The organism is Lampropedia cohaerens (assembly GCF_001005215.1).
In the GTDB taxonomy this organism is placed as follows: domain Bacteria; phylum Pseudomonadota; class Gammaproteobacteria; order Burkholderiales; family Burkholderiaceae_C; genus Lampropedia; species Lampropedia cohaerens.
Genome location: NZ_LBNQ01000041.1, coordinates 155119 through 167682 on the forward strand (window position 1 = coordinate 155119; position 12564 = coordinate 167682).

Here is a 12564-nt window from a genome sequence, read left to right on the forward strand (position 1 = left end):
GTGCGCCGAGGCGGCGGGATGAACATGCACGCAGAAAATGCCTTGACTGCCACCGCGCATCACGTGGCCATCGTCATGGACGGTAATGGCCGCTGGGCGCAAAAGCGCCTGCTGCCCCGGCTGGCCGGACACAAGCGCGGCGTCGATGCGCTGCGCCGCTGCGTGGCCCTGTGCGGCGAGCGCGGCGTGCGCGTGCTGACCGTATTTGCCTTCTCATCGGAGAACTGGAACCGTCCCGAGGAGGAGGTCAACGGTCTGATGAGCCTGATGGCCAACGCCCTGACGAAGGAGGTTGCCAGCCTGCAAGAGCATGGCGTGCGGCTGTATTGCGTCGGCGAGCGTGCGGGCCTGAGTGCCAAGGTGTGCGAGGGACTGGAGCAGGCGCAGCAGGCTACCGCGGGCAACTCCCGGCTGATTCTGAATGTCTGCTTCAACTATGGCGGACGCTGGGACATCGCCCAGGCGGCGCGTCGCCTGTGTGCCGAGGGCAAGCCGATCACAGAGGAAACGCTGGGCCGTGCAATGGCGCTGGCGCATGTGCCCGATCCCGATCTGCTGATACGCACCGGCGGGGAATTGCGCCTGAGCAACTTTTTGCTCTGGCAGGCGGCCTATGCCGAGCTTTTCTTCACGCCGACGCTATGGCCTGATTTCGATGCTGCCGACCTGGATGCGGCGCTGGCTTCCTTCGCGCAGCGCCAGCGGCGTTTTGGCAAGACCGACGAGCAGCTGCGCAGCCGCCACGATGCGGCCAGCAGTTCCGAGGAACGAGAGAACGTCTGATGCTCAAGCAGCGAATCATCACCGCGCTGGCCATGTTGGCCGTCGTTCTGCTGTGTCTGCTGGCACCCTGGCACTGGCCGTTCATGGCGCTGTTGACCCTGGCGCTGGGCGTGGCCAGCTGGGAGTGGGCGCGCCTTAATGGTATGCCGGACGCATTGGCCATTGCCGTGGGAGCAGGATTCGTCGCGGTGGCCGCCGTGGCGACAGTGGCGGGCGTGGCGCAATTTCCCCTGCCTGGCGGCTTCTGGCTGGTCTGCTGCCTGATGTGGCTGGCTGGCGCTGTCTGGACCTTGCATGCAGGCACGCAGGGATGGCAGGCTGTGCCCAGGTCCGTGCGTCTGCTGGCGGGGCTGGTGCTGTTTGCCGTGGTCTGGCTGGCGGTGTTGCGCGCCTTTGCCCTCGGTATCAACTACTTGCTGTCGCTGATGGCGCTGGTGTGGGCAGCGGATATCGGTGCGTATTTTGCTGGCCGCGCCTTTGGCCAGAAGCTGGTAGCACGCAAGCTTGCGCCGCGCGTGAGTCCCGGCAAGAGCTGGGAAGGCGTGCTGGGGGGCATGGTCGCGGTGCTGCTGCTGGCGGCGCTGTGGCTGTCGCTGGACGGGCGCTTTGCGCAGCAATGGGGCCACAGTTTCTACGGCATGCTACGCCAGCACAGCCTCATCGTGCTGGTGGCCGTATGCGTCGTACTGGCTGGCATGAGCGTGGTGGGCGACTTGTTCGAATCACTGGTCAAGCGCGCCGCCGGCGCCAAGGACAGCAGCCATGTGCTGCCAGGCCATGGCGGGGTACTGGATCGCATCGACGGGTTGCTGCCCATCATGCCGATGGGAATGTTGGTAATTGCATGGCTGGCCGGTACGGCGTGACCAGCGCGGAGGAAGGCAGTATGTCCGACAGGCAAAGGCAGCGCGTGGCTGTGCTGGGAGCGACCGGCTCGATCGGCACCAGTACGCTGGATGTACTGGCGCGCCATGCCGATGTCTATGAGGTATTTGCGTTGGCAGCCGGACGCAACGTGCCGCTGATGGCGCAGCAATGTGTGCAGTTTCGCCCGGCCTACGCCGCCATGGCCGATACGCAGGGCGCGGCGCAGTTGCGATCGCTCCTGCAGGAGGCCGGGGTGGCCACCCAGGTGCTGGCGGGCGAGGCGGCGATTGCCGAGCTGGCAGCGCATCCGCAGGTCGACACCGTCATGGCCGCCATCGTTGGCGTGGCGGGCCTGGCGCCCGCGCTGGCGGCTGCGCAGGCGGGCAAGCGTCTGCTGCTGGCCAACAAGGAAGCGCTGGTGGTGGGTGGTGCCTGGTTCATGCAGCAGGTGCGCGCGCATGGCGCCGTGTTGCTGCCCATCGACAGCGAGCATTCGGCGGTGTTCCAGTCCCTGCCCGAGCAGCCACGGACCTGGCCGACCCGTGTGGAGAAAATCATACTGACAGCCTCCGGCGGGCCATTTCGCGCGCGCGATGCGGCCACATTTGCCGACGTGACGCCCGAGCAGGCGTGTGCACATCCGAACTGGCGCATGGGTCGCAAGATTTCGGTGGATTCGGCAACCATGATGAACAAGGCGCTTGAAGTCATTGAAGCGCGCTACCTGTTCGACGTCGCGCCCGAGCAGCTGGAGGTGGTCATCCATCCGCAAAGCGTGATCCACTCCATGGTGCAATTCAGGGATGGCTCCATCATCGCGCAGCTGGGCACGCCGGACATGCGCGTGCCGATCGCCTATGGCCTGGCTTGGCCCGAACGCATCGAATCCGGCGCGGCGCGGCTGGACTTTCACGCGCTGGCAGGTCTGACCTTCGAATCGTTCGAGGAGCCCGCGCATCGCCGGCGCTTTCCCTGTATGGCGCTGGCCTGGCAGGCGCTGCATGGTGCGCAGGGCAGCACCGCCATTCTCAATGCCGCCAATGAGGTGGCCGTGGCCGCGTTTCTTGCCGGTCAGCTGCGTTTTGACCAGATCTATGCCGTCAACGCGGAGACGCTCGCGCGCTGTGTGGCGGCGCAGACCGATTCCCTGGACGCATTGCTGGCGCTTGATCAGCAGGCTCGACGAGTGGCTGCCGCCCAGGTACAGCGGCAGGCAAGCTGAGGCGACGACATGGTGACTGTGCTGGCTTTTCTCGTCACCATCGGTGTGCTGGTGACCGTGCATGAGTGGGGCCACTACCGCATGGCCAAGGCCTGTGGCGTCAAGGTGCTGCGGTTTTCCATCGGTATGGGCAAGCCGCTGGTGCGCTGGCGGCCCAGCGGCAGCGAAACCGAGTTCGTGGTTGCGGCGCTGCCGCTGGGCGGCTACGTGCAGATGCTTGATGAGCGCGAGGGGCAGGTGGCAGAGCACGAACGCCACCGCGGCTTCAACCGAAGGCCGCTGGCACAGCGCGCGGCCATTGTGCTGGCGGGGCCACTGACCAACCTCGTGCTGGCCGTGCTGTTGTTTTCGGCAGTCAACTGGTGGGGCATGTCGGCGGCGCAGCCTGTGTTGGCGACCCCGGTGCCCGATTCGCTGGCCGCGCATGCGGGCATCGCGCAGGGCGACATGGTGCTGGCTGCCGCGGTTGACGATGGCCCTGCCCAAAGGGTGCAGTCGTTCGAGGAATTGCGCTGGCTGCTCAACCGTGCGGCGCTGACACAGCGCGATCTGGTGCTGACGCTGCAACCGGCGCAGCAGCCAGGGGAGAAAACCATCACCCTGCCGCTGGCACAGGCGGATATCCGCGATCTGGATGCGGCCGCGCTGCAGCGCATCGGCATTCTCGCGCCAATGGCAACCCCTGTGCTTGGGGAGATTGTGCCCGGCAGCGCCGCCGAGGCGGCGGGGTTGCGGCCGGGCGATCTGGTGCGTGCCGTTGACGGCGTGCCCATGCGCGATGCCCAGCAACTGGTGCAGCGTATTCAGGCCAGCGCCGAACACGATCCGCCGCAGCAATGGCTGATCGAGCGTGATGGTGCGACGCTGACCGTGCAGGTCACGCCACAGCGCGTCGCGGGCGAGGGCGGTGCGATGGTGGCGCGCATTGGCGCGCGCATTGGCAGCAGCGGCGACTACGCGACCACCACCGTGCGTTACGGACCCATCGAGGGGCTTCAGCGCGGCGTTGCCAGGACGTGGGAGATGGCGGCGCTGACGCTGCGCATGCTCGGGCGCATGCTGGTGGGACAGGCATCGCTGGAAAACCTCAGCGGCCCTGTGTCGATTGCGCAGTATGCTGGGCAGTCGGCCAGCCTCGGGATGGTACAGTTCCTGCACTTTCTGGCTGTCATCAGCCTCAGCCTGGGGGTGCTCAACCTGCTGCCGCTGCCCGTCCTCGATGGTGGGCACCTGATGTATTATCTTTGGGAAGCGGTAACGGGAAGGCCAGTGCCCCAGCAGTGGATGGAGCAGTTGCAGCGCGCAGGCGTTGCGCTGCTGCTGCTGCTGATGACACTGGCCTTGTTTAATGATCTGGGGCGGTTGCTGCGATGAACGGCGCACCAGCCCCAGCTTGCAGTGACTGCCTGTCTTTCAGTCGGATCGACGTGAATCCATGAATCATTCCTTGAAACGATTTTGCGTGCGTGCCGTCGTGGCCGCGGCGTCCTGTGCCACCAGCCTGGCGTTGTGGGCCATCGAGCCCTTTACGGTGCGAGACATTCGCGTCGAAGGCCTGCAGCGGGTCGAAGCCGGGACCGTGTTTGCCTCGCTGCCCATCCGGGTGGGCGATCTCTATACCGATGACAAGGCTTCGGAGTCGATCCGGGCGCTATTTGCGCTGGGCTTGTTCAACGATGTGCGCATCGAGGCCGACAGCAACGTGCTGGTGGTGGTCGTACAGGAGCGCCCCGTTATCGGCAGCGTCGAGTTCGTTGGTACGCGCGAGTTCGACCGTGAAGCGCTGATCAACGCCATGCGCGATGTCGGGCTGGCGGAGGGCCGGCCATTCGATCGTGCGCTGGCTGACCGCGCCGAGCAGGAGCTGGTGCGCCAGTACCTCTCACGCAGCTACTATGGCGCACAGGTCGTCAGCACGGTTACGCCGGTTGATCGCAACCGCGTCAATCTGGTGTTCACCGTGACCGAAGGCGATGTGGCCAAGATTGCCGACATCCGGTTCACCGGCAACAAAGCGTTCAGTGAGTCCACGCTGCGCGGTCTGATGGACCAGGACACGGGTGGCTGGCTGAGCTGGTACACCAAATCCAACCGTTATTCGCGTGCGCGCCTCAATGCCGATCTTGAGAACGTGCGTTCGTATTACCTGCAGCGCGGCTACATCGACTTCCGCATCGAGTCCACGCAGGTGGCGATCTCCCCGGATCGCCAGAGCATCTCGATCACTGTCAACGTGCATGAGGGTGATCGCTTTGCCGTCTCCGCAGTCCGGCTGGAGGGGGATTACCTCGGCCGTGACGACGAGTTCAAGGCGCTGGTGCAGATCAAGCCGGGCGAGCCCTACAACGAGGAACAGGTCACCAACACCACGCAGGCGTTTGCGGAGCATTTCGGCAACTATGGTTATGCCTTTGCGCGCGTGGATGCGGTGCCGCAGATCAACCGCGACAACAACACCGTGGAGGTGGTGCTGCGTGCCGAACCGCAGCGCCGCGTCTACGTGCGTCGCATCAACATCGCCGGCAACACCCGCACCCGCGATGAGGTGATCCGCCGCGAGTTCCGCCAGTTCGAGGCGGCCTGGTATGACGGTGAGCGCATCCGCCTCTCGCGCGACCGTGTCGACCGTTTGGGCTATTTCACCGAAGTCAATATCGAGACCCAGGACGTGCCTGGTGCGCCCGATCAGGTTGACCTGCTGATCACCGTCGCGGAGAAGCCTACCGGTTCCCTACAGCTGGGCGCTGGCTACTCCAGTGCGGAAAAGCTTTCGTTCTCGTTCGGGCTGCGCCAGGACAACTTCATGGGTACGGGCCACTATGTGGGCATCGACCTCAACACCAGCAAGTACAACCGTACGCTGGTGCTGTCGACCACCGATCCGTATTTCACCCAGTCGGGCGTGTCACGCACCATTGATGCGTATTTCCGCACCGACAAGCCCTATGACCACATGGGCGGCAACTACTCGCTGGAGACCTATGGCGGTGCGCTGCGCTTTGGCGTGCCGTTCAGCGAGACCGATACCGTGTACTTCGGGCTGGGGGTGGAGCGCAACCGACTCAAGCCGGGTACGGCCATTCCGGCGGCCTATGTCTACCAGGAAGACCTGTTTGGTTACTCCTATCCCTTCACCATCGGGTGGTCGCGCGACAGCCGCGACAGCGCCCTGGCGCCGAACGAGGGGCGCTACCAGCGCTTCAACAGCGACTGGTCCTTCGCTGGCGATGCCAAGTACCTCAAGGCCAGCTACCAGTACCAGCAGTACCTGCCGATCACGTCGAAATACACGCTGGCCTTCAACGGGGAACTGGGCTGGGGCAAGGGGCTTGGCGGCAACCCCTTCCCGGTGTTCAAGAACTTCTATTCGGGCGGTCTGGGATCGGTGCGCGGCTTCGAGCAAGGCACCCTGGGGCCGCGTGATTTCACCGGCCCATCGCTGGGCGGTGCACGGAAAGTGAACTTGAACGTTGAGTTCATCACACCGTTCCCGGGTGCGGGCAATGACCGCACGCTGCGCGTGTTTGCCTTTGTCGATGCGGGCAACGTGTTCGGGGATGGGGAGAAGGTCCGTTTCTCGGAATTCCGCGCTTCCACGGGCTTGGGCCTGAGCTGGATATCCCCGGTGGGACCATTGCGAATCGCCTATGCGCATCCGTTCAAGAAAAAGGCCGGCGATAGAATCGAAGAAATCCAGTTCCAGATCGGAACATCGTTTTAACGACTGAAAGTATGAAAGCCCTCACTTACAAAATCACTTCCGCCATCGCATTGGCCGCTGCGTTGGCCTGGGCACCGGCACCAGCGCTGGCGCAAAGCTTCAAGGCGGGCTTTGTCAATACCGACCGCATCCTGCGTGACGCGAACATGGCACGCAGCGCGCAACAGCGTCTGGAACAGGAGTTCTCGCGTCGGGAGAAGGAAATCATCGAGCTGGGCAACAGTCTGCAGTCGGCGTCCGAGCGCTTCGAGCGCGAAGTTGCCACGCTGTCGGAAAGCCAGCGTACCCAGCGTCAGCGTCAGCTGATGGAGCAGGATCGCGAGTTCCAGCGCAAGCGCCGCGAGTTCCAGGAAGATCTGGCCTCGCGCAAGACCGAGGAGCTGGCTGCAGTACTTGAGCGTGCCAATGCGGTCGTGCAGCAGGTTGCCGAAAGCGAGAACTACGACGTCATCCTGCAGGAGGCCGTCTGGGTCAATCCCAAGCACGACATTACCGACCGCGTGATTCAGGCGCTGAACGCCAGCTCGCGCTGATGGTGCGTGGCGCCGTCCGTGACGGGATGGCGGCCCGCTTCGTGCCCAGCTGCCCGGTTGCCGTGGCGAACTGGGCATTGTTGTTTGTACTGGTCCATGGAAGCGTTGCAGCGCAATGCGGCCGCCGCCCGGCGAGGTGGGGCGCGGGTTCGTCCGGCCAGGAGGATTTGAATGGTGCAAGTCACACTTGCTGAAATAGTTGCAGACCTGGGAGGAGAGCTGCATGGTGATGGCGCTTGCGCCATTACGGCCATCGCTCCGCTAGAGACGGCCGGCGCCTCGGACATCACGTTTCTGGCAAACCCCCGTCTGCTGCCGCAGTTGCAAGGCTGCCAGGCCGCCTGCGTCATCGTTGCGCCGGCGCAGCTGGAGCAGGCGCTCGCGCGTGGCGCCTGCATCGTCACGGCTGATCCCTATCTCTACTTCGCGCGGCTGACGCAGTGGTGGGTGCGCCGTCACGGCCAGCAGGTGCCCGCCGGCATTCATCCCAGCGCCGTGGTGCATCCCACTGCCAGGGTGCATCCGAGTGCCACCGTCGGGGCGCTGAGTGTGATTGAGGCGGACGTGCAGATCGGTGCCGAGACGCGCATCGACTCGCGCGTGACCATCGAACGCGGCACGGTGATCGGTGCGCGCTGCATCATCCATTCCGGCGCAGTGATCGGCAGCGATGGCTTTGGCTTTGCCAAGCAGGGTCAGCAGTGGGTCAAGATCGAGCAACTGGGCCACGTGCGCATCGGCGACGACGTGGAGGTTGGCGCCAATACCTGCATTGATCGGGGGGCCCTGGGCGACACGGTCATTGCCAACGGTGTCAAGCTCGACAACCTGATCCAGATTGCGCACAACGTGCAGGTTGGCGAGAACACCGCCATGGCCGCCTGCGTGGGTATTTCCGGCAGCACCAAGATCGGCGCCAATTGCACCCTGGCAGGGGGCGTTGGCGTCGTCGGCCACATCGAACTGGCCGACAATACACACGTGTCTGGTGCCACGGTGATTTCGAGTTCGCTGACCGAGCCGGGACGCTACACCGGAGTCTATCCGTTCGAGCCGCACAGCAAATGGGAGCAGAATGCCGCCCTGCTGCGCCAACTGCGCAAGATGCGCGACCGTATACGCAACCTGGAGAAAGAACTGGCGCGCGCGCGACCGCAGCAGCCGCCCGAGCAATCGTTATGATCATGAACATCCACAAAATCTTCGAGCTGCTGCCCCATCGCTATCCGTTCCTGTTGGTTGACCGCGTCACCGACATGCAGCTGGGCGAGCGCATCACGGCTTACAAGAACGTCACTGTCAACGAGCCCTTCTTCAACGGCCACTTCCCCAAGAATCCGGTCATGCCCGGCGTGCTGGTGCTGGAGGCGCTGGCGCAGGCGGCCGGGTTGCTCTCGTTCGAGACCTATGGCGAGGCACCGGGTGAGGACAAGGTGTTCTACTTTGTCGGCATCGACAACGCGCGTTTCAAACGGCCTGTCGTGCCGGGTGACCAGTTGATCCTGGAGGCCAGCATTGACCGTGTGCGTGGTGGCATCTATAAGTACAAGGGCGTGGCCAAGGTGGACGGGCAGGTCGTCGCAGAGGCCGATCTGATGTGCACGATGCGCCCGGTTGAACGCAATTGCTAAGGGTTACGTGGCACGCTTTTCCTTTCTGCCATGTTGGCCGACACCACCACTTCCTCTGACGGCATGCTGCCCATGACAGCCCCTGAGAACATCCATCCCAGCGCCCTCGTGCACCCTGGTGCCCAGCTGCATCCGTCGGTCGAAGTCGGGCCGTATGCCGTCATCGGCGAGCATGTGCGCATTGGCGCTGGCACGCGCGTGGGTGCCCATTGCATCATTGATGGGCGCACCACGATCGGTCGCGAGAATGTGCTGCATCCCCACGCCAGCATTGGCGGGCCTCCACAGGACAAGAAATACGCTGGCGAGCCGACCGAGCTGCACATTGGCGACGGCAACACCATTCGCGAGTTCACGACCATCAATACTGGCACGGTGCAGGGTGGCGGGGTCACGCGGGTGGGCGACGACAACTGGATCATGGCGTACGTGCACATCGCGCATGACTGCAGCGTCGGCAACCACACGATCATCGCCAACAGTGTCTCGCTGGCTGGCCATGTGGACGTGGGTGACTGGGCGGTAATCGGTGGACTCAGCGGTGTGCACCAGTTCACGCGCATTGGCGCCCATGCCATGATCGGCTTTACCAGTCACGTGGCGCAGGACGTGGTGCCCTACGTACTGGCTGGCGGCAATCCGTTTGCGGTACGCGGTCTCAATGTCGAAGGTCTGCGCCGACGCAACTTCAATGCCAACCAGATTGCCACGCTGCGCAGTGTCTACCGCACCGTGTTCCGTGAAGGCCTGACGCTGCAGGAAGCCTGCGAGCAGCTGCAGGACATGCACAGCCGTCTGGTGCAAGGCGATGGCTGGGAAGAGGTACTGACGGTGTTGGCCTTTCTCCAGAAGGCCGAGCGCGGCATTGCGCGCTGAACGACCATGGCTGAAGTGGCGGCAGGCGTTGGGCCGGATGCACTGCACGCGCAGCTGCGCGTGGCCATGGTGGCCGGTGAAGCCTCAGGCGACTTGCTGGCGGCCCTGCTGCTGCAGGGTGCGCGCGCGCACTGGTCCCAACTTCACGGCGTTGGCATTGGTGGGCCGCAGATGCAGGCCGAGGGCTTCGAGGCATGGTGGCCCAGCGAGCGGCTCGCGGTGCATGGCTATAGCCTGGAGGTATTCAAGCGCGTGGCCGGCTTGCTGCGCATCCGGCGGCAGCTGGGAACGCGCTTGCTGGCGCAGCGCCCCGATGTTTTTATCGGCGTCGATGCGCCGGACTTCAACCTGGGGCTGGAACGGCGTCTGCGCGCCGGCGGCATTCCCACGGTGCATTTCGTCTGCCCGTCCATCTGGGCATGGCGGCCCGAACGTGTCCATGCCATTCGTGCCGCGGCAGACCATGTGCTGTGCCTATTCCCTTTCGAGCCGGCGCTGCTGGCCGAGCACGGAATTGCGGCAACCTTCGTTGGGCATCCGCTGGCCAATGCCATTGCGGACGATGTGAGCATGGGGCAGGCCCGCACGGCGCTGGGCCTGGCCCACGATGCGCCGGTGCTGGCCCTGCTGCCGGGCAGTCGCAGCAAAGAAATCGACTACCTGCTGCCGCGTTTTCTGGCCGCGGCCGCGCAGTTGCGCAGGCAATGGCCGAATCTTCAGCTTGTGCTGCCTGCGGTTGCAGCCCAGGCGGAGCGCATCGCCCGGTTGATCCAGGTGCAGCCATTGCAGCCCCCGGTCCGCATACTCGCAGGCCAGTCGCACCAGGCCCTGGCTGCGTGTGATGTGACGCTGATTGCCAGCGGCACGGCGACGCTGGAGGCGGCGCTGTTCAAGAAACCGATGGTCATCAGCTACGCCATGCACCCACTCAGCGCATGGCTGATGCGCCGCAAGCAGTTACAGCCGTGGGTGGGGTTGCCCAACATCCTGCTGCGCGAGCAGATCGTGCCCGAGCTGCTGCAGGATGCCGCCACGCCCGAAGCGTTGGCCGCTGAGGTGGACAGGTGGCTCCATGCCGCGACCGAGCGTGATGCGCGCTGGCAAACACTGCGCTGCCGCTTTGGTGACCTGCATCGCAGCCTGCGTGCGGATACTGCGCAGGCGGCAGCGCAGGCGATTGGGCAGGTGCTTGGCCGATGAGTCGCAGCGCCGCCGAAGCCGACTGTTCAACCACTGCAGCGATGATGCAAGCAAGGATCCAATGTCTGCAATCTGCGCGGCAGACCGAGCTCGCGCTGGACGCTACGCTGCCGCCGCTGCACGCCGGTGTCGACGAAGCCGGGCGTGGTCCCTTGGCCGGTCCGGTAGTGGCTGCAGCAGTCATCCTTGATGACCTGTACCCCATCCCTGGGCTGGATGACTCGAAGAAGCTGACGGCGCGGCGGCGCGCCCAGCTCGCCGATGCGATCAAGGCGCATGCCTTGACTTTTTGTATCGCCGAGGCCAGTGTCGAGGAGATCGATCGCCTCAACATCCTGCAGGCCACAATGCTGGCCATGCAGCGCGCCGTGGCGGGTCTGCGCATTGCGCCCAAGCTCGTCTGTGTCGATGGCAACCGCACGCCTGCCCTGTCCATGCCCGCCATTGCCATCGTTGGCGGCGATGCCAAGGTGGCAGCCATTTCCGCCGCCTCGATTCTCGCCAAGGTGCACCGCGATAGCTGGTGCGAGCAGGTCGATGGCCAGTATCCCCAGTATGGCTTTGCCAGGCACAAGGGCTACGGCACGGCTGTGCACCTGCAGGCATTGCGCGAGCACGGCGCCTGCAACCTGCATCGGCGCAGCTTTGCGCCTGTCGCGCAGGCCATGCTGCTTAAAACGGCCCTTTGAAGATGAAGAAGGCGCCTAGAGCAATGCAGCCAAAACCCAGAAGGTGGTTGAGCGTCAGAGCCTCCTTTAGGTAGAAAACCGAGAATGCGGCAAATACTGTCAGCGTGATGACTTCCTGAATGGTCTTGAGTTCTGCGGCGGAATAGACCCCGTGTCCGATCCGATTGGCCGGCACAGCCAGGCAATACTCGACCAAAGCAATCGCCCAGCTGATCACAATGACCTTGACGATGGGCGCATGGGGGAATTTCAGGTGGCCATACCAAGCCATCGTCATGAAAACGTTCGACGCCACAAGCAAGGCAATCGGCAGCAGCTTTTGCATAGAGAAAGGGTGCCAGTGGGCTTACGCCAGTGCAGCGACGGCAGCGGGTAGCGTGGCCATGTCGGTGATGAAATGGCGCACACCGGCAGCCCGCATGGGCGCTTCGTAAAGACCGTGGGGGTCATAGCCGATCACGGTGGCGCCTGCGGCCAGACCGGCCGTGGCGCCGGGTACGGAATCTTCCACCACCACGCATTGCTCCGGGAAGATGCCGAGCGCGCGTGCTGCCGCGAGATAGACATCTGGGTGTGGCTTGTTGCGTGGCAGTTCCTGACCGCTGAAGATGCGGCCCTCGAACAGAGGGTACAGGCCGACTTTCTGTAACTGCAGGTCAAGCTTGAGGCGGTCGCCGCCCGAGGCGCAGGCAATGCGGCCTTCGAAACGCTGATGCAGCTCCCGGACCGCCTCCACCGCACCGGCAATGGCCTGCAGTTCGGCGCCAAGTCGCTGGTTGCGCAGCGCGTAGAAGCGGGCCATCCAGTCTTCCGTGAGCGGCTGGCCGGTAGCCTGCTCGATGCGTGCGCGCTCGTCACGCACAGCCTTGCCGTGGAAGATGGCAAAGCACTCGTCATAGCTCAGCGGCCAGCCGGCATCATTGAAGAGCTGGCACAGCACCTGGTTGGTGATGCCTTCGCTGTTAACGAGCACTCCGTCGCAGTCGAACAGTACGGCCCGGATGGATGCGGGAGTAGGGGGCATATGGTGGTCTTGCAAAAA

13 protein-coding genes are annotated in these 12564 nt (G+C 64.1%); 11 read left to right on the top strand and 2 right to left on the bottom strand.

All coding sequences use genetic code 11. The features are described from left to right. Positions 1–18: 18 nt before the first annotated feature. The 11 genes from uppS to rnhB all read left to right on the top strand — a co-directional run bounded on the left by uppS (position 19) and on the right by rnhB (position 11522). On the top strand, positions 19–783 hold the full coding sequence (gene uppS, locus AAV94_RS14120) for a polyprenyl diphosphate synthase (protein WP_084824953.1): 765 nt from the start codon (positions 19–21) through the stop codon (positions 781–783). Then, complete coding sequence (locus AAV94_RS14125; protein ID WP_046742833.1) at positions 783–1649, top strand: phosphatidate cytidylyltransferase; 867 nt, start codon at positions 783–785, stop codon at positions 1647–1649. The genes uppS and AAV94_RS14125 overlap by 1 nt, the downstream gene beginning before the upstream one ends. A 20-nt stretch (positions 1650–1669) precedes the next feature. Then, positions 1670–2872: a 1-deoxy-D-xylulose-5-phosphate reductoisomerase gene (gene ispC, locus AAV94_RS14130; RefSeq protein WP_046742891.1), complete on the top strand. Its 1203-nt coding sequence runs from the start codon at positions 1670–1672 to the stop codon at positions 2870–2872. 9 nt (positions 2873–2881) lie between these two features. Beyond that, positions 2882–4246: an RIP metalloprotease RseP gene (gene rseP / locus AAV94_RS14135; protein ID WP_046742834.1), complete on the top strand. Its 1365-nt coding sequence runs from the start codon at positions 2882–2884 to the stop codon at positions 4244–4246. A gap of 61 nt (positions 4247–4307) precedes the next feature. Continuing rightward, positions 4308–6593 carry an outer membrane protein assembly factor BamA gene (gene bamA / locus AAV94_RS14140; protein WP_046742835.1) on the top strand — a complete coding sequence of 762 codons (2286 nt, stop codon included), beginning with the start codon at positions 4308–4310 and terminating at the stop codon, positions 6591–6593. An 11-nt stretch (positions 6594–6604) separates the two neighbouring features. Next, a complete protein-coding gene (locus AAV94_RS14145; RefSeq protein WP_046742836.1) occupies positions 6605–7126 on the top strand; it encodes an OmpH family outer membrane protein in 522 nt (173 codons plus the stop codon). A 174-nt stretch (positions 7127–7300) separates the two neighbouring features. Then, positions 7301–8308 (top strand): UDP-3-O-(3-hydroxymyristoyl)glucosamine N-acyltransferase, encoded by a 1008-nt coding sequence (gene lpxD, locus AAV94_RS14150; protein ID WP_046742892.1) that lies wholly within the window; start codon positions 7301–7303, stop codon positions 8306–8308. Next, the gene (gene fabZ / locus AAV94_RS14155) at positions 8308–8757 is read left to right on the top strand and encodes a 3-hydroxyacyl-ACP dehydratase FabZ (RefSeq protein ID WP_046742893.1); all 450 of its coding nucleotides are present in this window, start codon (positions 8308–8310) and stop codon (positions 8755–8757) included. Before lpxD ends, fabZ begins: the two co-directional genes overlap by 1 nt. A 72-nt stretch (positions 8758–8829) precedes the next feature. Then, the gene (gene lpxA / locus AAV94_RS14160) at positions 8830–9633 is read left to right on the top strand and encodes an acyl-ACP--UDP-N-acetylglucosamine O-acyltransferase (protein WP_046742894.1); all 804 of its coding nucleotides are present in this window, start codon (positions 8830–8832) and stop codon (positions 9631–9633) included. A 6-nt stretch (positions 9634–9639) separates the two neighbouring features. After that, positions 9640–10833 (top strand): lipid-A-disaccharide synthase, encoded by a 1194-nt coding sequence (gene lpxB / locus AAV94_RS14165; protein WP_046742837.1) that lies wholly within the window; start codon positions 9640–9642, stop codon positions 10831–10833. Positions 10834–10877: 44 nt separating this feature from the next. After that, positions 10878–11522: a ribonuclease HII gene (gene rnhB / locus AAV94_RS14170; protein WP_084824963.1), complete on the top strand. Its 645-nt coding sequence runs from the start codon at positions 10878–10880 to the stop codon at positions 11520–11522. On the opposite strand, the gene AAV94_RS14175 is transcribed toward rnhB, so the two are convergent. Together AAV94_RS14175 and AAV94_RS14180 are read right to left on the bottom strand one after the other, a co-directional pair. Continuing rightward, positions 11506–11847 carry a DMT family protein gene (locus tag AAV94_RS14175; RefSeq protein ID WP_046742838.1) on the bottom strand — a complete coding sequence of 114 codons (342 nt, stop codon included), beginning with the start codon at positions 11845–11847 and terminating at the stop codon, positions 11506–11508. The two genes, rnhB and AAV94_RS14175, sit on opposite strands and share 17 nt — an antisense overlap. Positions 11848–11868: 21 nt before the next feature. After that, on the bottom strand, positions 11869–12546 hold the full coding sequence (locus tag AAV94_RS14180; protein WP_046742839.1) for an HAD family hydrolase: 678 nt from the start codon (positions 12544–12546) through the stop codon (positions 11869–11871). Between the last annotated feature and the right edge of the window lie 18 nt (positions 12547–12564).